Source organism: Aquirufa aurantiipilula, assembly GCF_019923745.1.
Taxonomy (GTDB): Bacteria; Bacteroidota; Bacteroidia; order Cytophagales; family Spirosomataceae; genus Aquirufa; species Aquirufa aurantiipilula.
In genome coordinates, this window is sequence record NZ_JAANOG010000010.1 from 40,182 (window position 1) to 60,517 (window position 20,336).

General features: G+C 38.0%; 18 protein-coding genes. 8 read left to right on the forward strand and 10 right to left on the reverse strand.

Annotated elements, in window-relative coordinates:
• Positions 1-3 precede the first annotated feature (3 nt).
• From G9H60_RS11105 to typA, 4 genes are all read left to right on the forward strand, one after another.
• Positions 4-744 (forward strand): rhomboid family intramembrane serine protease, encoded by a 741-nt coding sequence (locus G9H60_RS11105; RefSeq protein WP_223144129.1) that lies wholly within the window; start codon positions 4-6, stop codon positions 742-744.
• Between the two features lies 1 nt (position 745).
• A complete protein-coding gene (locus G9H60_RS11110; protein WP_223144130.1) occupies positions 746-1,609 on the forward strand; it encodes a rhomboid family protein in 864 nt (287 codons plus the stop codon).
• Positions 1,610-1,677: 68 nt separating this feature from the next.
• Positions 1,678-3,630 (forward strand): 1-deoxy-D-xylulose-5-phosphate synthase, encoded by a 1,953-nt coding sequence (gene dxs, locus G9H60_RS11115; RefSeq protein ID WP_223144131.1) that lies wholly within the window; start codon positions 1,678-1,680, stop codon positions 3,628-3,630.
• 114 nt (positions 3,631-3,744) lie between these two features.
• A complete protein-coding gene (typA, locus tag G9H60_RS11120; RefSeq protein WP_223144132.1) occupies positions 3,745-5,553 on the forward strand; it encodes a translational GTPase TypA in 1,809 nt (602 codons plus the stop codon).
• 31 nt (positions 5,554-5,584) lie between these two features.
• Here typA and G9H60_RS11125 read toward each other — a convergent pair whose 3' ends face one another.
• The 8 genes from G9H60_RS11125 to G9H60_RS11160 form a co-directional block, all read right to left on the reverse strand.
• Positions 5,585-7,594 carry a ComEC/Rec2 family competence protein gene (locus G9H60_RS11125; RefSeq protein WP_262900026.1) on the reverse strand — a complete coding sequence of 670 codons (2,010 nt, stop codon included), beginning with the start codon at positions 7,592-7,594 and terminating at the stop codon, positions 5,585-5,587.
• Positions 7,595-7,677: 83 nt separating this feature from the next.
• Positions 7,678-8,250: a nicotinate (nicotinamide) nucleotide adenylyltransferase gene (gene nadD / locus G9H60_RS11130; protein ID WP_223144134.1), complete on the reverse strand. Its 573-nt coding sequence runs from the start codon at positions 8,248-8,250 to the stop codon at positions 7,678-7,680.
• 3 nt (positions 8,251-8,253) lie between these two features.
• Entirely contained in the window at positions 8,254-8,820 is a 567-nt protein-coding gene (gene gmk / locus G9H60_RS11135) for a guanylate kinase (protein ID WP_223144135.1), read from the reverse strand.
• A 20-nt stretch (positions 8,821-8,840) separates the two neighbouring features.
• Positions 8,841-9,113, reverse strand: a complete 273-nt coding sequence (locus G9H60_RS11140) for a phosphohydrolase (RefSeq protein ID WP_166229664.1) — start codon at positions 9,111-9,113, stop codon at positions 8,841-8,843.
• Positions 9,114-9,166: 53 nt separating this feature from the next.
• A complete protein-coding gene (locus G9H60_RS11145) occupies positions 9,167-9,781 on the reverse strand; it encodes a sigma-70 family RNA polymerase sigma factor (RefSeq protein WP_262900022.1) in 615 nt (204 codons plus the stop codon).
• Positions 9,782-9,873: 92 nt separating this feature from the next.
• Positions 9,874-10,383 (reverse strand): hypothetical protein, encoded by a 510-nt coding sequence (locus G9H60_RS11150; protein ID WP_223144136.1) that lies wholly within the window; start codon positions 10,381-10,383, stop codon positions 9,874-9,876.
• Between the two features lies 1 nt (position 10,384).
• On the reverse strand, positions 10,385-11,224 hold the full coding sequence (mreC, locus tag G9H60_RS11155) for a rod shape-determining protein MreC (protein WP_223144137.1): 840 nt from the start codon (positions 11,222-11,224) through the stop codon (positions 10,385-10,387).
• Between the two features lie 16 nt (positions 11,225-11,240).
• Complete coding sequence (locus tag G9H60_RS11160) at positions 11,241-12,266, reverse strand: rod shape-determining protein (protein ID WP_109324299.1); 1,026 nt, start codon at positions 12,264-12,266, stop codon at positions 11,241-11,243.
• A 315-nt stretch (positions 12,267-12,581) separates the two neighbouring features.
• Between G9H60_RS11160 and G9H60_RS11165 the strand changes: the two genes are divergently transcribed.
• On the forward strand, positions 12,582-13,508 hold the full coding sequence (locus G9H60_RS11165; protein ID WP_109324300.1) for an AraC family transcriptional regulator: 927 nt from the start codon (positions 12,582-12,584) through the stop codon (positions 13,506-13,508).
• 76 nt (positions 13,509-13,584) lie between these two features.
• Here the strand turns inward: G9H60_RS11165 and G9H60_RS11170 are convergent, their stop codons facing one another.
• Positions 13,585-15,483, reverse strand: a complete 1,899-nt coding sequence (locus G9H60_RS11170) for a pseudouridine synthase (RefSeq protein ID WP_223144138.1) — start codon at positions 15,481-15,483, stop codon at positions 13,585-13,587.
• A gap of 137 nt (positions 15,484-15,620) precedes the next feature.
• Between G9H60_RS11170 and G9H60_RS11175 the strand changes: the two genes are divergently transcribed.
• Entirely contained in the window at positions 15,621-17,645 is a 2,025-nt protein-coding gene (locus G9H60_RS11175; RefSeq protein WP_223144139.1) for an OmpA family protein, read from the forward strand.
• A gap of 1 nt (position 17,646) precedes the next feature.
• The gene (locus tag G9H60_RS11180) at positions 17,647-18,987 is read left to right on the forward strand and encodes a dihydroorotase (protein ID WP_223144140.1); all 1,341 of its coding nucleotides are present in this window, start codon (positions 17,647-17,649) and stop codon (positions 18,985-18,987) included.
• Here G9H60_RS11180 and G9H60_RS11185 read toward each other — a convergent pair.
• Entirely contained in the window at positions 18,984-19,658 is a 675-nt protein-coding gene (locus tag G9H60_RS11185) for a porin family protein (protein ID WP_223144141.1), read from the reverse strand. The genes G9H60_RS11180 and G9H60_RS11185 overlap by 4 nt on opposite strands.
• A gap of 80 nt (positions 19,659-19,738) precedes the next feature.
• Between G9H60_RS11185 and G9H60_RS11190 the strand changes: the two genes are divergently transcribed.
• On the forward strand, positions 19,739-20,326 hold the full coding sequence (locus tag G9H60_RS11190) for a ribonuclease HII (RefSeq protein ID WP_223144142.1): 588 nt from the start codon (positions 19,739-19,741) through the stop codon (positions 20,324-20,326).
• Positions 20,327-20,336 lie beyond the last annotated feature (10 nt).

Below are 20,336 nucleotides of genomic sequence, written 5' to 3' on the forward strand. Positions count from 1 at the left end.
AAAATGCTACAAAACTTAACACCTACAGTTCGTACTTTATTATTAATTAATGTGGGGCTTTACTTGATCAAGGGCTTTGGCTTTCCTCAAGAACTGCTCACATTACATTATTTTGGAGCCAGCGATTTTCGTTTTTTCCAAGTGGTTAGCTATATGTTTGTACATGCCAGTTTCATGCACCTATTAGGTAATATGTTCGGGTTGTATATGTTTGGCTCACTTTTAGAACGCATTTGGGGAGCTCAGCGCTTTCTTTTCTTTTACTTTTTTTGCGGAATTGGGGCAGGTCTATTGTATATGGGCATCCAACATTTCATTGATTTCGCAGAAATAAGAAGGGCAACTGAACTCGTTTTATCAAACCCAAATTCGGATAACTTGATTGATTACGCCCAACATTATGGAGTTATATCCGCTCCAGGTGGACAAATAAATATCAATTGGGTAATATCCAATTATGAAGCACTCATCAACATGGGTGCATTGGGAGGAGCTTCTGGAGCCATTTTTGGAATCATCATGGCCTTTGGTTATTTATTCCCAAATTCAGAAATGTTTTTATTTCCTTTCCCAATACCCATCAAGGCCAAATATTTCGTAACCTTTTATGGCCTATATGAACTGTATGCGGGTATTCAGCAAAGTCAAGGGGATAATGTAGCCCACTTTGCTCACATTGGAGGAATGATTTTCGCCGTGATTCTTTTGAAGGTTTGGAAAACACAAAGAAACAATTTCTATTGAGATGAAAAGTATTTGGCAGGACATTAAGCTCGTCATTCAAAACCCTGAAAATGGGTTGTGGCGACTTATATTAGCCAATGTCTTTGTATTTGTTGTTATTTCATTGAGCCATGTGTTTTTATCTCTGGCAGGAAAGGAAGAGTGGTATAACCAGCTTTTAGAACAGATTGCTCTTTCATCTCAGCCCAAAGTAGTTTTATACAAACCTTGGACATTCTTTACCTATTTCTTTGCTCATTTTGAGATATTCCACTTAGTTTTTAACATGCTTTTCCTGTATTGGTTTGGCAGTATCATCCATAGTTTCGTCGGTCAAAAACGTCTGATACAATTGTATTTTTTAGGTGGTTTAGCAGGTGCTATTGCCTACATTCTGCTATTGAATAGTTTCTCCTATTTTGTCATGAAAGGACATATCTATCTCAATGGAGCCTCTGCTAGTGTTTTTGCAATTGTAGTAGGTGCTGCAACCTTACAGCCTAATTATAAAGTACACTTACTGATCTTTGGTGAAGTCGCCATAAAATATGTTGCTGCATTTTATATTCTATGGTCTATGATTGAAACTACAGGGATAAATGCGGGAGGCAATATCGCCCATTTGGGTGGAGCCTTATTAGGCTTTCTTTATGCATATTCTTATCAAAGAAGACAAGCGAGAAGGCCGGTCCCAGAAGAAAAAATTTATTCTTACTCCATGACTGTCCAGAAGAAAATACAAGATTTTGTTGAACAAAATGAGGCCGAAGAGATTGAAGAGGATGAATTAAACGCGATTTTAGACAAAATTTCTACTTCAGGATATGAAAGTCTAAGCAAGCACGAAAAGAAACGATTGTTTAAAGCAAGTCAAAAAAATGACTAGTCAGCCGAAAACATTTTTACCTTTGTATTGTTAAACCAGAACCCTTCATCAAAATTTCCCACTCCACGATGCAATTTCAAGCCGGACCTATCTTAAGCAAAATCCAATCCCCAGCGGATTTGCGGAAGTTGTCCCCTGCAGATTTACCTGCGGTTTGTCATGAATTGCGTCAATTTATCATTGATCATGTTTCAGTAAATGGTGGGCATTTTGGTGCATCTTTGGGAGTTACTGAATTAACCGTAGCCCTTCATTATGTATTCAATACTCCTGAAGATCAGCTTGTTTGGGATGTAGGCCACCAAGCTTACGGACATAAAATTTTAACTGGCCGTCAGGATTCATTTCATACCAATCGATTATTAGGAGGTATCAGTGGCTTCCCAAAGCGCTCTGAGAGTGAATATGATGCCTTTGGTGTAGGACATTCATCTACATCAATTTCTGCAGCTTTAGGTATGGCTGTGGCATCCAGATATAAGAAAGAATTTCACAAACAGCACATTGCCGTTATTGGAGATGGTTCCATGACAGCAGGTATGGCTTTTGAAGCCATGAATCATGCGGGAGATATTCCCAATAATATGCTGATTATCTTGAATGATAATTGCATGGCCATTGATCCCAATGTAGGTGCTTTAAAAGAATATTTAACAGACATTACTACTTCCCACACTTACAATCGGGTGAAAGATGATGTTTGGAATCTTTTGGGAAAGATGTCCAAGTTTGGCAAATCGGCCCAAGAGATTGTTTCAAAAATCGAAAACGGTTTAAAAGCGACCCTTCTCAAGCAAAGTAACCTTTTTGAATCTCTCAATTTAAGGTACTTTGGCCCTATTGACGGACATGATGTACAATATTTAACTACTGTGTTAAATGATTTAAAAGACATTCCAGGTCCTAAAATTTTGCATTGTATTACCACCAAAGGGAAAGGCTATTCTTTGGCCGAGAAAGATCAAACCCTGTGGCATGCACCAGGTAAATTTGATAAAATCACGGGGGAGATTCATAAAAAGACATTTGATAACCCACAACCTCCTAAATACCAAGAGGTTTTTGGACATACCATTTTAGAATTGGCAGAACAAAACCCCAAAATTATGGGAATTACTCCTGCCATGCCTTCAGGTTCATCCTTGAACATCATGATGCGAGCTATGCCTGATCGTGCTTTTGATGTGGGTATTGCAGAACAACATGCCGTTACTTTTTCAGCAGGAATGGCGACACAAGGTTTAACCGTTTTTTGCAATATCTATAGTTCTTTTATGCAAAGAGGCTACGACCAAGTGGTACACGATGTTTGTTTGCAAAAACTACCTGTCATCTTTTGTTTAGATCGAGCAGGTCTCGCAGGAGCAGATGGACCCACTCATCATGGTTTGTATGACTTGGCCTACATGCGTTGTATTCCGAACATGATTGTTGCCGCTCCTAAAAACGAGCAGGAACTTCGCAATATCATGTACACCGCTTCTTTGGATAAATTTAAAGAACATCAAAAAGCCATAACTATCCGATATCCAAGAGGAGCAGGCGTGATGCCTGTTTGGAGAACGGCATTTGAGGAAATTAAAATTGGTAAAGGCCAAAAAGTCTTAGATGGAGAAGAAATTGCTATTTTAAGCATCGGTCATATTGGTAATGAAGCCGAATTAGCTTGCCAAAAAGCAAGGTCTTTGGGTATGAAACCTGCACTTTATGACATGCGCTTTGTCAAACCATTGGATGAAGAGATGCTCCATGAAGTATTTTCTCAATATAATCAGATCATCACGGTAGAGGACGCATGCATTCAAGGTGGCTTTGGCTCTGCCGTTGCCGAATTCATGCTAGATCATGGGTACAACAAACCTATATTACGTTTAGGAGTTCCTGACGACATTATTGAACATGGCGAACCTCATGAACTATACCAATTGTGTGGAATAGATTCTGAGAATATTCTGAAAAAAATCGCCGATTTCTATCCAAAGAAAATCAAAACTGCCTCTCAGAAAGTAAATCAAGACTAAGATTTCACGATTTCATTATCTTCAATTAGTACTTTTCTAAGAAATTATCCCTACCTTTGCACCTTAAATTTCCTCAGGCAGAGAGATTTGATTTCATCAAAGCGCCATTATTATATGCAAAGCATTCGCAACATTGCCATTATTGCCCACGTTGACCACGGTAAAACTACTCTAGTCGACAAAATCATTCATGCATCTAAGATTTTTAGAGAAAATCAAGAATTTGGTGATCTTATCTTGGATAACAACGACCTAGAAAGAGAGCGTGGAATTACGATTGTTTCTAAAAACGTATCCGTTCGCTACAATGGCGTGAAAATCAACATCATTGACACTCCTGGTCACGCCGACTTTGGAGGTGAAGTAGAACGTGTTTTACGTATGGCTGATGGTGTTTTGTTATTGGTAGATGCTTTTGAAGGCCCTATGCCTCAAACTCGTTTCGTATTATCGAAAGCCATCGCTTTAGGATTAAAGCCAATCGTGGTTGTTAATAAAGTAGATAAAGAAAACTGTCGCCCAGATGAGGTACATGAGTCTGTATTTGACTTGATGTTCAACTTGAACGCTTCAGAAGAGCAATTGGATTTCCCTTGTTTATATGGTTCTTCAAAACAAGGATGGATGAATACGGATTGGAAAACTCCAACTGACAATATCATTCCATTGTTAGATGCCATTATTGAGCACATTCCTGCTTCTAAAGTACAGGAAGGTACTCCTCAAATGCAAATCACCTCATTAGACTATTCTTCATTTGTTGGTCGTATCGCGATTGGACGTTTGGAGCGTGGAACTTTGAAAGAAAATATGCCTATTGCACTTTGTAAGTCAGATGGCTCTATTAAAAAAATGCGTATCAAGGAACTTCAAGTTTTTGAAGGCTTAGGTAAAGTACGTGTTGATACGGTAGAATGTGGAGAAATTTGCGCAGTTACCGGAATTGAAGATTTTGAAATTGGAGATACATTAGCTGATCCAGAAAATCCAGAAGCATTGGAGCGTATCGCTATTGATGAACCGACCATGAACATGTTGTTTACGATCAACAACTCTCCATTCTTTGGTAGAGAAGGTAAGATGGTAACTTCTCGTCATATTCGTGAGCGTCTATTCAAAGAGACAGAGAAAAACTTGGCTTTGAGAGTAATGACTACTGAAAGTGAAGATAAATTCTTAGTTTTTGGTCGTGGTATCCTTCACTTATCGGTTTTAATCGAGACCATGCGTCGTGAAGGTTATGAATTACAAGTTGGTCAACCACAAGTAATCTACAAAGAAGGTGATAATGGTGAAAAATTAGAGCCAATTGAATCTTTGGTTGTTGACGTTCCAGAAGAAGTAGCAGGTAAAGTAATTGAATTAGCTACACAAGGTAAAGGTGAATTGTTGATTATGGAACCTAAAGGTGACTTACAACACTTAGAATTCAACATTCCTTCACGAGGATTGATTGGTTTACGTTCAAAAGTGTTAACAGCTACCTTTGGTGAAGCAATCATGGCACACCGTTTTATTGGATATGAGCCCTTCAAAGGTCCAATCCCAGGAAGAATTAACGGTTCATTGATTTCTATGAACACAGGAGTTGCTACACCATACGCAATTGATAAATTACAAGACAGAGGGGTGTTCTTCATCGATCCAGGTGAGGAGATTTACTCAGGTATGGTTGTTGGTGAGCACAATCGCCAAAACGACATCGAGGTTAACTTGCAGAATGCAAAACAATTAACTAACATGCGTGCTTCAGGTACTGATACCAATACCAAGATTGCTCCTAAATTGAACTTCTCACTTGAAGAGTGTATGGAATTCATTCAAAAAGATGAATACTTAGAAATCACTCCAAAGTCTTTACGTATGCGTAAGATCTTCTTAGATCCAAACGAACGTAAACGTCAAGAGCAAAAAAATAAATAATTTCAAAGGCTGTCCGAAACGACAGCCTTTTTTAATACCCTTTGGCTGTGACGGTATCCAAAGCCATTTGAAAATTGGGTTTAGTTTCTATTAGATTCAATTTCCTTTGAGAATAATCTGTTAATGATTGAGTCCAAAACCTGTTTTCCGGTCTTCTCCATTTCAACCATTCAAAACCTTGTTTTTTTAGTTTGCTATCGAGAATCATTACATTGATTCCTTTTGGAAACAAAACAGTGGAATAATGAGCAAGATAAAATCTCTTCCCTTTCCAAGTCCAAGAAACATTCTCCTCGGACTTCCATCTTTCATGAATGGTATCCTGAATAAAATGATGTGCCAAAACAGGTGAAATATTAGATTGAATCCATGCTGGGTCTTGGAATATCTTGTGCGAAGCCCGCAACCTAGCTTTTAAACCATGTATTTCTAGCCATACTGTTTCTCCTCGATACTGGCCCAAATAAGCAATTTTCTGTTTTCTAAATGCCTGCCATTGCTCCCATTGAAAATATGTAATACTCCCCAAAAACAGGGAAGCCAATAGGATTAAAATGACTTTATGCCTGATTTCCCACCAAATTATCCCCAATAGTAATATCAAATAATATGGAAAAAACATCCAAGTCTCCCAATGTAAAAATGGAGTAGTTGGTTGAAGGGTATGATCAATCCAAAACATCACTTCATGTAAAACAGTGAAACTTATATTCAACCATTTACCTAGTAATACATAGAAATAAGTAATATCAAAAGCATATAAAAGGGGTGCAATCAGCAAAAAAGCCAATCCCAAAATCAATGAAATAGTGGATAGTAAGACCAACAATGGATTCGCCAATAACATAATTCCTACGTGTGGAAACTGATGAAAGTAAAATAAGATCCAAGGAAAAGTCAGAACCTGAGCGGTAATGGCTACCGTAGTTAATGCCCAAACTTGCTTAAGCAGATACTGAAGCCACGAATGCTTCATTTTCGGTTCCCAAAGAGCATGTAACTTAACTTGAAAAAGTAGAATTCCTAATACAGCTAAAAACGACAATTGAAAACCTGCATCATATAATTGCATAGGATCCCAAACCAACATGACAAATCCAGTAAATGCCAAGAGATTGATAGAATTTAGGGGATATCGAAAAGTCTGAGCAAAAAGCACCACCGAAAACATACAACTAGCCCTTAAAACAGGAGCAGAAAATCCAGTTATCCCAGCATACATCCAAATAAAAAACAAGGGTAAAAGGAAAGATCCAACAGTGGTAATGTGATTTCGTTTTGGTATAAATTGGAGAAAAAACTGAATGCACAAAAAAAGAACTCCCACATGCATCCCAGAAACTGACAAAATATGAATGGCTCCTAAAGCAGCATAACTACTTCTAGTCTCAAAGTCGATACTTTCATGACCTCCCAATAACATTGCGCCCCCTACAGCCCTATTCCTTTCATTTGGAAGCGCTCGATGAAGATGTCGTAACAGTTGATATTGAATTCGTTCAAAAAATGCCTTAAAAACAAAATCGTCTTCCTTGTGCTGTATTCTTTTGGTTTGTTTAGCGGGTAAATAGGCAGTCGCATAAATTCCTTTTCTAGCATAGTAAGCTGGCCAATTTTGACCGAAAGGAAACGCTGAAGGACGGATGTTTTGAAGATGGGCTTTTGCCAGAAAATAATCTCCTAATTTGGGAATCCCGGCAGTATGCTCGAGGTAAAATTGACTTCTGGATTTAACTTCTTTCCATTCTCCTTTTGTATTCAAAAAGGTTGAAATTTCACCTACAAAGGCATAGGTTCTTGGCTTTTTAATTGGAGAGCTGAGAACTTGAAATCGAAATGCAATTACATTGTTGGGAAGCTTTTGAAAGGCGTTTTTTATGTCTTTCGTTCTTATGTATCCTGCACAAAAACAGCCGAAGGACAATAAAAATGACAAGAATATGAATCTATTTTTTACCCAAATGATGAGAATCAATAGCCCCAATAAAAACAAGCAAAAAAGAAATGTACAACCCCATTCTTGAGGATTTTCTGGAACCATTAAAATCCCCAATACCCACCAAAGGCAAATTCGCAAAAAAGGGAATGGACTGAAAAATGAAAACAAATTTTAAGCGCTAAGGCCTAAATGTAGAATTTTTTCTGAGCGATTAATTGCTCCACGCTATCAGGAACTAGATATTTAATCGACTGGTTTTTCTGAATGCATTCTCTGATATAAGTTGCCGAAATGTGCAAAACAGGCGCATTGACCTTTTTTACTTTAGGGTGATCCCAAAGGTCACTTGTTGGAACTTCCCCACGTGGATATACGTAAAGACCAAAATAATCAAGAATCTTATCGTAGTTTTTCCAACTTTTAAATTGTTCCAAATTATCTCCACCTAGAATCAATTCAAATTCATGATTCGGATACTTTTCTGATAGATGAATCAGCGTATCAATGGTATAGGAAGGCTTTGTCAAACTGAATTCAATGTCACAGCTTTTGAATTGATAATTATCTGCGATTGCTCTTTCTACTAAATCCAAGCGATCAAATTCATGTAGTAGGCTTTTACTCTTTTTGTGTGGGTTTTGAGGGGAAACCACAAACCAAATCTGTTGCACATCCGTTTGATTCAAAATCGCTTGTGCAATCATCAAATGACCATGATGAATGGGATTAAACGAACCAAAAAAAAGAGCAATTTTCATGGGTTATTGGGTAAAGTCATCAAAAAGGGATTGAGCCTCCTCGATAGCTTCCTCTAATTTATCATTCACCAAAATGACATCAAACTGACTTTGGAAAGACCATTCAAACTTCATTTTAAAAATACGTTTGGATAGAGCCTCCTCACTTTCTGTACCTCTTGAACGCAATCTTTCTTCTAATATTTCTAAGGTTGGAACCTTCACAAATATGGCTAAGGCGCGATCTCCGTAATATTTCTTAAGGGCAAGACCACCTTTAACATCTACATCAAATATGACATGTTTGCCGGATGCCCAAATACGCTCAATTTCTGATTTTAAAGTGCCGTAATAAGCTCCTGGATAGACTTCTTCCCATTCAACAAATGCATCTTCATTGATTTTTTGACGAAATTCTTCCGGTGTTAAAAAATAATAATCTTTACCATTCTCTTCGGATCTTCCGCGCTTATCTCTGGTGCATGCTGAAATAGAAAATCCCAAATTGGAATTATTTTTGATGAGTTCTTTAACGATGGTCGTTTTACCTGAACCCGAAGGTGCTGAAAAAATAATTAATTTCCCTTCCAAAAAATTGTTGTTTGTTTAAGCTAACAAAATAAGGGAATTAAGATGGAAATAAGGATAATTAATAGAAAAAGTTTCTCTTTGATCCTGGCGAAAAGTTCATCTGGACATTTTGCTGTACATTTCTCTTTAATCGCCTTTTTCAGAGAGGTTTCTAATTCATATCCTTCTTGACAAGGGATACATTGATCTTTATTGGCCAAAAAGGCAGCCTCCTCTTCTGGACTTGCTTCTTTATCCAATATTCGCTGGATTAGCTTCATGCAATCTTTCTGATGTTCACAGCTCTTCTTCATGCTCATTAATTAATTCATTCTGTTTGGGCTAACGCAAGCCTTGGTGTAAAAGTTCAATCCAAATCTGACAAAGTGTCAGCTCCATATCCTTTTGATTTAGCATAAGTGGCTAAAGAGTCTTTCAATAATGCTCTGGCACGGTGTAAACGAGAACGTACAGTACCGATAGGAATATTCAAAATCTTCGCCATTTCTTCATAGCTAAACTCTTCCAAATCACATAAAATAATTATCATGCGGAAGTCTACTGGCAAGGCCTGAATGGCTTTGGTAATCTCATCTCCCAACATTTCGTTGACAGTCTCTGCGTGTAAATCTGCTTGATGAGATGGCTCAGGATCATCGTCTCCAGCAAAAGATTGCTCCACCCATTCAAATTCTACTTTGGATGGTCCTCGAGATTTTTTGCGGTAATCATTGATAAAATTATTCTTCAGAATGCGAAATAACCATGCTTTAGCATAAGTGCCCGGTTCAAAAGAATGAATAAATCGGTAAGCTTTTAAGCAGGTATCTTGCACTAAATCTTGTGCATCATCTTCATCATTCGTCAATCTCAAAGCAAAATTATACATCGCATCTAAATGCGGCATAAATTCTTTTTCAAAAATCAGTCTCGCCTGAGGCGAAGGGTCGATTTCATTTTCTACTTGGACGTCCATAGTCATTATATTAAGGCATTATCATTTTCTGATAACGTACATTCCTTCCTACAATTTTATGCCCAAGAAAAAAGAGAGGAAAAATATGACAAAAAGGCTTATTTGTTCAAATTGAAAAGCTCCAATATTCCGAATACGACGATTCCTAATAAACAACTTGTAAAGCCTCTCAGGAGACTTATACCTAGTAAATCCAAATCACTAGCTTCTAATAAAAACAAAATGGTGTGGTGACTAAATAGCATTAAAAACAAATACGAAAAAAACCACAATGGTCTCATTTCTTGTAAACTTACTCTGGAGCGCTCGTCATATCCATTAGCGGGAGTTAATAATCTGAAAATAGGTGAGCGTAAGGAAGCCATGAGAACGGAAGCAAAAGCATGCATCCCGTGGGTATTATAAAAAACATCGACAATCCAGCCTAATATAAAAGCCCCCAACATTAAATAGGCAGGAGGTGTATCTATAGGAGCTTTAATTAGTGGCCAAACATAAATGAAACAAAAAGCGAAATAGGCGATGGTCAAATCCCGTAAAAATAGAACTTGAATGAATAAAGTGAAGGTGACCGTCAATATCCAACGAAATGTATTACTTGATCCCATCTTATTCCGGCTTAGGTTTAGATTGTTCCAATTTAGCTTGTTGCCATGCCAATCGATTTTTGATCACGTAGACATATTGTAATGTAGAAAAATGGGTCAATAACATGATTTTAATATCATGAAAATTGCCATCTTTTTTCAAACCTAATTTAGCTACAATACCAATGGGCACATTGGGAGGAAAAACCGCATTATAATCCGAGGTAACTACAGTATCTCCTTTTACTACTTTTTTATATTTGGATACATCCATCATTTCCGCCACCTCAGGCTGCCAGCCTGCCCATTTAACATATCCCAACTCACCACTGGATTTCAATTTAGCAGAAACCGTATTATTGATATGTAAAATGGAAATTACCAAGGATAAATTTTCTGTACAAGAAAGTATCTTACCGACTACACCTGTGGAAGAAATAACGGCCATTCCGGGATGAAGACCATCCTTGGTTCCTTTATCTATGGTCAAATAATTTTGAGATTGCTGAGTTGATAAATCGATTACCTTACAGGCAACTGGTTGATAGCGATTTAATACGGCTTCACTGATAAAATAAGGTAATTTTAAATCGGGCGCTTGTTTGGCTTTTAATTGAAACACATCTTGTCGCAATTTTGCATTTTCTGCAGCCAATTCTCGGTTGATATCCCTAAGTTGATAGTAATTCTGAACTTCTTGCTTTTGAGCCAACAAAGAAGCCACCCACTGATTTGTAGTATTAAAATAAAGTGTTCTTTGGTAATCATTGTATTTAAATACAGACCACAAACTGATCAATTCCAATACGAAAAACAAAAGGAAGTTCCTTTGTCGTAAGAGGAATTGAAACAATTGATTCATACCTAAATTTTTTTGACTAGGTGATTAGAACAGGTTTATATTTCTCTAGATTTTTCAAGATTTCTCCTGTTCCACGTACTACGGCCTTTAATGGATCATCTGCTACATGGACTTTCAATTGCGTTTTCTTTTCGATACGCTTATCCAAACCGTGCAACATGGCGCCACCACCAGCTAAGTGAATTCCATTGTGAAAAATGTCACCCGACAATTCAGCTGGAGCTCTTTGAAGTGTCTCCATGATGGCAACCTCTATTTTAGTAATAGAAGAATCCAAGGCATAAGCTATTTCAGAATAGTTGATTAAAATCTCTTTCGGGATCCCAGTCATCTGATCACGACCACGAATTTCAAAATCCGCTGGTGGATTTTCAAGTTCTGGTAAAGCTGCCCCTACTTGAATTTTGATTTGTTCGGCTGACCGTTCGCCAATAATCAACTTGTGTTCTCTTAATAAATAATCTTTGATATCACGAGTGAACTCATCCCCCGCAACACGGATGGAATTTTCAACGACAATACCACTTAATGAAATAATCGCAACTTCTGTAGTACCTCCTCCAATATCTACTACCAAAGAACCGTTAGGTTGTTCGATATCTATTCCAATTCCAATCGCCGCAGCTATCGGCTCATGTACCATGTATACTTCACGTGCACCGGCATGCTCTGCTGAATCCTTTACCGCTCTTTTTTCCACCTCAGTGATACCCGACGGAATACAGATAACCATACGTAAAGCTGGTGAGAAAAATGAATTTCCTTTGTCCATCATTTTAATCAAGCCACGCATCATTAACTCCGCTGCAGTAAAGTCTGCAATAACTCCATCTTTCAATGGACGAATGGTTTTAATGTTATCGTTGGTCTTTTCATGCATCATCATGGCTTGTCTACCAACAGCTAACACTTTGTTGGTTGTTCGATCCAACGCGATGATGGATGGCTCATCTACCACCACTTGATTTTTGTGAATAATCAGGGTATTGGCCGTACCTAAGTCGATGGCAATATCCTTGGTTAGAAAATTAAAAATTCCCATAATTGATTGCTAAAATATACCCCAGTCGTGTGGCTGAACTAAAGCTAAAAAACAAATTTACCAATAAAAAACGAGCTAATTATTTAAATTAAACCAAAAAATGGAATATCCTCGAAATAATTATAAAAGTCTATCAAAAGTACGCTTTGAATACTTTCCTACCCATAAGCGGCCAATTATAGGTTTATTACAATAATTTATTTGTCAATTTAAGGAAAAAATTGGATTAAATAATTTGGAATTATTATCTGTTTTATTAGTTTTGTCCAAGTTTAATCCTACAAATGTTCTGAATGTTTGTAAACGAGCAAAAAAATGGAAGATTATAACAAAATTATCGAATCCCTTGGTGTTAAATTCATTAAGGCGAGAAACATTAGAATATTACAACCAATCCGCATCAAAAATTATTATGATGTCGAAAACTCCCTCTTGATTTTGTACAAAGGGGAGGTATCATTTGGTGAAGAAGACACTCCTGTTGAAGAGGGTGATATGCTCTTTATACCTGGCGGAAAAATGGTCAGTGTGACCTATGGTAATTCCGAAAAACCGAAAGCGGTGAATAATGAAGAATTCATGACTCACCGTGAATTGTATTTTGACCAAAACATGGATCCAAATACCATCGGTAAAGCAGATAATTCTTTTGGTATGGTAGCTTTTGAAGCTAAGGTTTTTGACTCTGTCAACTTCTTTACTTCCTTAGACATTCCTCCATTTTTGATTAAAAAAGATGATGACCTAGCTCAATCCATCAAGGAAATCTTGTTAGAAGATATGTCAGAGGAAATTGGCAAGGGACGTATCATCAAAATTAAGACAGAAGAAATTGTTATTGAAGTAATTCGCTACATCATCCGAAACCGTTTGTTTGTAGAGCAATTAGCTACCAATAGTACATATTTCAAAGACCCTCGCTTAATCGATATCTTCGCCTACATCAAAGACAATTTGGGTGGTGATCTTTCTAACAAAGTACTAGCGAACGTGGCTAACGTATCGGAAGATTATGTTGGACAGTACTTCAAAATGCTAACAGGTATTAATCCACAGGATTATATTGAATACCAACGCATGGAAGCTGCAGTAGGTTTATTGAGAACTACAAAAAAATCAATTCGTGCCATTGGTTCTGAAGTGGGTTACAAAGACACCGCATATTTCTGCCGTCGTTTCAAAATGATGTTCGGTATTCCAGCTGGAAAAATGAGAAGAAGAGAATCATTAATGAATATATAATCAAAGGTTCGTGGCAACGAAAACCTTCTAGATGACTAAAACAAAAGGCCCATGAAAATGGGCCTTTTGTTTGTTACTACATTAAGTATTTCAACTTAACCAATTCTCTTTCAGATAAATATCTCCAATTACCTCTAGGTAAATCTTTCTTATTTAAACCTGCAAAAGTAGTTCTATCCAATTTGGTCACTTCATAGCCTACATGTTCAAAAATACGACGAACAATACGGTTTTTGCCCGAGTGTATTTTCACACCAACTACATAGCCATCTGGTGTAACCTTAGCGATATCATCAACCTTGATTTCACCGTCCTCTAACGTTAACCCTGCTTTAATCTTCTCCAAATCTTCATCAGTCAAAGGCTTGTCCAATTCAGCTTGATAGATTTTCTCAATTTCATTTGAAGGATGAGTTAATTTATCTGCTAATTCTCCATCATTGGTCAACAAAATCAAACCAGTGGTATTTCTATCCAAACGACCTACTGGATAAATGCGAGCATCACCAGCATTTTTCACCAATTCCATAACAGTTTTACGGTCATTGGGATCTTCTGTGGTCGTAATGAAATCCTTGGGTTTATTTAATAGTACGTATACAGGCTTTTCTCTGTTTAATTTACGGTTACCGTATTTTACAATATCCGTAGGTTGAACTTGATAGCCCATTTCTGTAATCACTTTGTTGTTTACTTTGATTTCTCCTGCTTCAATCAATTTATCCGCATCACGACGAGAACAAATACCTGCATTGGCGATGAAACGATTCAAACGAATGGAATCATTTTTACGTTCTTCCTGAATGAATTTCTTCTGAACGCGTGCTGGAGCTTTTTCTCTAAAACGGTCTAATTTATATTGAGGAGTAAATGCTGGTTTCTCTTCATAGCGATTTCTACTTTTAAAGGTATCACGCTTAGAAAACTTCGCATTTCTACCTTCTGAATAATTGCTGCTTTCTGGGGCATCGTCTCTTCTGGTATTCGGACGAGTACGCTCACTGCTATAAGCTCTTGGCTTTACCTCATCATTTCCTTGATCGCCTGTTGGCTCTGAACGAAATTCGTCTTTAGGCACAAATGGCTTATCTTCAGAAAATTCACGATTCGCATCATAAGGTCTTCTTTCTCTATCTCCATATGGGCGACGAGAATCTACTAAGTCTCTTCTTGGGCCTGAGAATGAACGACGTTCTCCATCATCACGATTTCCTTCGTATGGCTTTCGATCTGAATCATTTCTTGGTCCTGAGAATGAACGGCGCTCACCACCCTCACGATTTCCTTCGTATGGTTTGCGGTCTGAATCACTTCTTGGTCCTGAATAAGGCCTTCTTTCTCCGTCTCCTGAGGGGCGACGAGAATCTCCTGAATCTCTTCTTGGTCCTGAGAATGAACGGCGCTCACCACCCTCACGATTTCCTTCGTATGGTTTGCGGTCTGAATCACTTCTTGGTCCTGAATAAGGTCTTCTTTCTCCGTCTCCTGAGGGGCGACGAGAATCTCCTGAATCTCTTCTTGGTCCTGAGAATGAACGGCGCTCACCACCCTCACGATTTCCTTCATATGGTTTGCGATCTGAATCACTTCTTGGTCCTGAATAAGGTCTTCTCTCTCCGTCTCCTGATGGGCGACGAGAATCTCCTGAATCTCTTCTTGGGCCTGAGAATGAACGACGCTCTCCACCATCACGATTTCCTTCGTATGGTTTGCGGTCTGAATCACTTCTTGGTCCTGAATAAGGTCTTCTCTCTCCGTCTCCTAATGGGCGACGAGAATCTCCTGAATCTCTTCTTGGGCCTGAAAAACTTCTTGGGCTATCTGAACGTGGTCCTGAATAGGAACGTCCTTCTGAATTGGAACGAGGACCTGCGTAAGGTGCTCTTTCTCCGCCTCTACTTGAACGGCGGTCGTCCGAAGACTTGGGGTTTGAATCTGAACGACGACCGTCGTTCTTTTCAATTCTTTTTCTCATGATAATAAATTTGCAACATCACTGCTGTAAGAAGCAAGACGCTTTTGTCTTGTAATTATTTCGATTTTCGAAATTTATACAAAGGTACATGAAATAAATGAGCTTAGGTTGTTACATTTGAATTTCTTTTATACTCCATGAAATACGCCAAACCAAAGTCAACATTGCGCTTGATCGTACATTCCTTCTTGGGAATATGTTTTGCGCTATGTCTTGTTGCTTGCCAAGGAGATGAATTTAAGCTTAAAAAATCACTAAATTCATTTGATAAAGGGGAATATGAGCTGGTCATCCAACAATTAAAACCTTTAGCTGAAAAAGGCTACCAATTAGATCAAACCAGCTATTTTATTGCAGAATCCTATCGATTGTCCAATCGGATTTCTTCTGCTTTACCTTATTATCAAACTGCATTAGCTAAAGGGAATACTGACAATACAATTCGATTCAATTTAGCTTTTGCTGCCAAAGCCACAGGAAATTATGCTTTGGCCCAATCTGCCCTAACTGATTTCCTTCAGAACAAACCGAGTAAATCCTTTAAACTTAAAGCAGAAATTGAATTAGAGAATCTACCTCAAGTAAGTGAATTACAGAAAAAAACTAGCCCTGTTGGTGTTCAGGCAGTCCAAGGCAATACATCCATGGCTGAGTTTTCTGCTAGAAAACTGGGGGATGAGTTGATTATTACTAGTTCTAGAAAACAAAGTATTTATAAAAACAATGGACTTCCTTATTTAGGATTGTATAAGGCATCCATAAAAAGTCCGGTGGAAATTGGTTCTCTGAATTTATTTAGTCCGATGATTGATAAGGAAAACGCCAATGAGGGAACTCCTGCCTTTTCCAAAGATGGTAATACCGTCGTTTTTGCTCGAGGTAATACGGGTAAAAACAAGGATTTATCTCCGGACGTCGACCTTTATATCAGTCGTAGAAATGGAAATGATTGGTCTGTACCTGAAAGATTGGCTATTTCTGATTCTATTGCTTGGGATGGAAGCCCTGCATTTTCATCCGATGGCAAAACCCTGTATTTTAGTTCCAATAGACGAGGGGGAAAAGGCGGATTGGATATTTATCGCTCGCCAATGGATAACTCAGGCAGATTTGGAAGACCCATTAATTTAGGTTCGGCCATTAATACACCTGGCGATGAAATTTTCCCATTTGTCAGTGAAGATGGTAAATTATACTTTTCGTCGGATGGACATCCTAGCTTAGGTGGGCTTGATTTATTTGTTGCCTCGCGCAATGAGAATGACATCATCATTGAGCATTTGGGGGTTCCTATGAATTCTATTTCCGATGATTTTGGTATTAGTTTAGTAGATTCTGTCTCAGGCTATTTTAGTTCTAATCGAGCTGGAGGAAAAGGAGATGATGATATTTATTATTTCAAGTCTCCAACGGCTAATCCAGAAAGATGGTGGACCAATGAGGCACCTCCAGTGGTCGCAGCCACCGACAATAAGATTGTTCAATACTTCTTACAAACAGAAATAGTAGACCCGACGGGTAAACCAATAGATTCAGTTAAGGTTAGTATGCGAAGGAATGGACAAAGCATCGATCCTGGATATAGCAATAAGAAAGGTCGTTTAGAAATAATGGATTTAAGCGAAAATGACCAAATCGATTTTGTGTGTGAAAAAGAAGAATATTTAACGAAGCGATCTACTTTCTCCATGGAAGGAAGAGAAATCCCAGCAAGATTATTGAAAAAGGAACTTACAGATACCACTTTTGTTTGGCAAATAGTCATGGACAAAGCCGAGGTTGGGAAAGAGATTACTCAATTGTATCAAATCAACCCTATTTATTACAATTTAGACCGTTCAGAAATCAGAAATGATGCTTCAGAGGAATTAGAGAAAATTGTTCAATTCTTACGAGATAATACCAATGTTTCTATCGAATTAGGTTCACATACTGATTCACGTGGTAGTGTGCCATATAACCAGAAACTATCCCAAAGAAGAGCCGAGTCAGCTGTGCGCTACATCGTTCAGAGAGGTATAGATCAAAAAAGAATTAGGGCTAAGGGTTACGGAGAAAGTCAATTAGTCAATGAATGTGCTGACGGGGTTGAATGTAGCGAAGAAATGCATCAACAAAACAGAAGAACAGAATTTAAAATCACAGAAATTAAAGCGGAGTAATATGTCGAATTACCTATTAAAAAATGCTAAAATAGTCAATGAAGGTCAGATTGTAGAAGGAGATATACGCATTTCAAAAGGCCGAATTGACAAAATTGCAAGTTCCATTAGTCCACAAGGAAATGAAGAAATCATCGACCTATCTGGCAAACATGTTTTTCCCGGAATGATCGATGATCAAGTGCATTTTAGAGAGCCTGGTTTAACACATAAAGCACATATTGCGAGTGAGGCAAGGGCTGCTGTTGCTGGGGGAGTTACCAGTTTCATGGAGATGCCCAATACTGTCCCCAATGCTTTATCTCAAGAGATTTTAGCTGATAAATATGCCATTGCACAACGTTCATCTTTAGCCAATTATTCCTTTTTCATGGGAGCGGGGAATGACAATTTGGAAGAGGTTTTGAAAACCAACAAACAAGATGTTTGTGGAATAAAAATATTTATGGGTTCTTCAACGGGCAACATGTTGGTCGATAATAGAACCACCTTGGAAAATATATTTTCTAAGAGTGAATTATTGATTGCTACACATTGTGAAGATGAGGCTACCGTTAAGGCAAGAACTCAATTATTCCGTGAAAAATATCCTGAAGATGCTCCAGCCTTTATTCATCCTTTAATTAGAAATGAAGAGGCTTGTTACTTATCTTCATCCATGGCCATCGATTTAGCCAAAAAATGGAATACGCGATTACATATTCTCCATATCTCCACTGAAGAAGAATTAGCTTTGTTTGAAACAGATAAAGCTTCTAAAGAAAAACGCATTACTTCTGAGGTATGTGTACATCATCTTTGGTTTGATGCATCGGACTATGAATTATTGGGTAATCAGATTAAATGTAATCCAGCTATCAAAGATTCTAGACATAAAAACGCCCTTAGAAAAGCATTACAAACAGGTAGTTTGGACATCATCGCTACAGATCATGCCCCACACACTTGGGAAGAAAAGCAACAAGGTTATTGGAAATCCCCATCTGGTTTACCTTTGGTCCAACACCCTTTGCTGATGTTGTTTGACTTAGAAAAAGAAGGTGTACTTTCGCTGGCTCAAATTGCTGAAAAGACCGCTCATACGGTAGCCGATATTTTCCAAATTCAAGATAGAGGATATATCAGAGAGGGCTATTGGGCAGATTTGGCTATTGTTGATTTCAACAAACCTCAAAAAGTCGAAAAATCTAACCTTCAATACCAATGCCAATGGTCACCAATGGAGGGACATACATTTGGAGCTAGCATAGCTCAAACATTTGTATCCGGACATTTAGCTTATTCAAACGGAAATTTTAATGAAAGTCTTTTAGGCAAACGTCTGCTTTTCGACCGTAATTAAAACATATCGTCGAAAAAGACCCTAAAATAAAATCCCAAAGACTGGTTATAGGTTTTTACTGGAGCTGCAGTAATGTTGACAAAACCTGTTTGATAGGTAAAACCTGCGGCTACAAAACGCTTAGCTACAATACCTATACCAAATTTTAACCCTGCATCAATTCGGCGAAAGTCGCTTGAAAAGCTTTCGCTGGAATTGGTAATAGTCATGTAACTATTCGGTTTATTGGGATTGATAATGCGATTTTCGACTAAAGTATTATCCCAAAGACCTACTCCAAAATATGGTCCGCCCCAAATGGATATATTGCTCGAAAACTCAGACACTTTCCCTAAGGTTAATTCAAAATTTGGGTTCAGGTCTAAGTAGTTTAAGGTAATAGTTCTTTCTGTATAGGTAGAATCTGTGTATGTGGCTTTACCGTGATGTCCTCGTTGTGCCAAATTTATTTCAGGATTGAAGCTCCAATGTTTATTGATTGGAAATTGTAAGCCGAAACCCACTTCGATAGAAGGTTTAAACAAATAGGCTTCTCCATTGGAGCCATCTCCATTAAACCGCACAGATTTCATGGCCAAATGAAATATTTTTTTTGGTTTATCCACCTGTGCCGAAATTAGGTGAGTCAATGTCAAAAACAAGATTGATACAAGATAAATTTTTGAGCGCATGAGATAGCTTAGAGAATTATTCATCAATTTTGTAGACATTAGAGCGATGAAAATGAACACAATTTTAATTTAGAATACAAATGTCGACACTTCTTCCCTATTTTTCAAATGTAGGTTATGAAGCAGGTCTTGATGAGGCCGGTCGTGGATGCTTAGCTGGTCCAGTTGTTGCTGCTGCTGTTATTTTACCCCTGGATTTTCACCATCCCTTTTTAACTGATTCCAAGCAGTTAAATGCCAAACAAAGACTTCAACTTAAAAAGGAAGTGGAACGTGATGCCATTGACTTTGCTGTGGCAGAAGTAGATGCACCTACCATTGACAAAATAAATATATATAAGGCTAGTGTTTTGGCCATGCATCAAGCTGTCGATCAGTTAAAACATCGTCCAGACCATCTTTTGGTCGACGGAAATCGTTTTATTAGCTACCCATTAATACCTCATACCTGCATTGTAAAGGGTGATTCTAAGTACTTCTCAATTGCTGCCGCTTCCATTTTGGCAAAAACTTATCGAGATGAATTAATGGAAAAAATGGCCCTGGAATATCCTGAGTATGGTTGGGAGAGTAATGCCGGTTATCCAACCATTCACCATAGGAAAGCGATACTTGCCCACGGACCATGTTATTTACATAGAAAAACCTTTCGAGTGCAAATCAAATAAATTATAGTAT

Excerpts from the sequence above, each read along its gene's own strand:
- G9H60_RS11105 (WP_223144129.1), top strand. The coding sequence starts at position 4 with ATGCTACAAAACTTAACACCTACAGTTCGTACTTTATTATTAATTAAT.
- G9H60_RS11110 (WP_223144130.1), top strand. The coding sequence starts at position 746 with ATGAAAAGTATTTGGCAGGACATTAAGCTCGTCATTCAAAACCCTGAA.
- dxs (WP_223144131.1), top strand. The coding sequence starts at position 1,678 with ATGCAATTTCAAGCCGGACCTATCTTAAGCAAAATCCAATCCCCAGCG.
- typA (WP_223144132.1), top strand. The coding sequence starts at position 3,745 with ATGCAAAGCATTCGCAACATTGCCATTATTGCCCACGTTGACCACGGT.
- G9H60_RS11125 (WP_262900026.1), bottom strand. The coding sequence starts at position 7,594 with ATGGTTCCAGAAAATCCTCAAGAATGGGGTTGTACATTTCTTTTTTGC.
- nadD (WP_223144134.1), bottom strand. The coding sequence starts at position 8,250 with ATGAAAATTGCTCTTTTTTTTGGTTCGTTTAATCCCATTCATCATGGT.
- G9H60_RS11140 (WP_166229664.1), bottom strand. The coding sequence starts at position 9,113 with ATGAAGAAGAGCTGTGAACATCAGAAAGATTGCATGAAGCTAATCCAG.
- G9H60_RS11145 (WP_262900022.1), bottom strand. The coding sequence starts at position 9,781 with ATGACTATGGACGTCCAAGTAGAAAATGAAATCGACCCTTCGCCTCAG.
- G9H60_RS11150 (WP_223144136.1), bottom strand. The coding sequence starts at position 10,383 with ATGGGATCAAGTAATACATTTCGTTGGATATTGACGGTCACCTTCACT.
- mreC (WP_223144137.1), bottom strand. The coding sequence starts at position 11,224 with ATGAATCAATTGTTTCAATTCCTCTTACGACAAAGGAACTTCCTTTTG.
- G9H60_RS11160 (WP_109324299.1), bottom strand. The coding sequence starts at position 12,266 with ATGGGAATTTTTAATTTTCTAACCAAGGATATTGCCATCGACTTAGGT.
- G9H60_RS11165 (WP_109324300.1), top strand. The coding sequence starts at position 12,582 with ATGGAAGATTATAACAAAATTATCGAATCCCTTGGTGTTAAATTCATT.
- G9H60_RS11170 (WP_223144138.1), bottom strand. The coding sequence starts at position 15,483 with ATGAGAAAAAGAATTGAAAAGAACGACGGTCGTCGTTCAGATTCAAAC.
- G9H60_RS11175 (WP_223144139.1), top strand. The coding sequence starts at position 15,621 with ATGAAATACGCCAAACCAAAGTCAACATTGCGCTTGATCGTACATTCC.
- G9H60_RS11180 (WP_223144140.1), top strand. The coding sequence starts at position 17,647 with ATGTCGAATTACCTATTAAAAAATGCTAAAATAGTCAATGAAGGTCAG.
- G9H60_RS11185 (WP_223144141.1), bottom strand. The coding sequence starts at position 19,658 with ATGCGCTCAAAAATTTATCTTGTATCAATCTTGTTTTTGACATTGACT.
- G9H60_RS11190 (WP_223144142.1), top strand. The coding sequence starts at position 19,739 with ATGTCGACACTTCTTCCCTATTTTTCAAATGTAGGTTATGAAGCAGGT.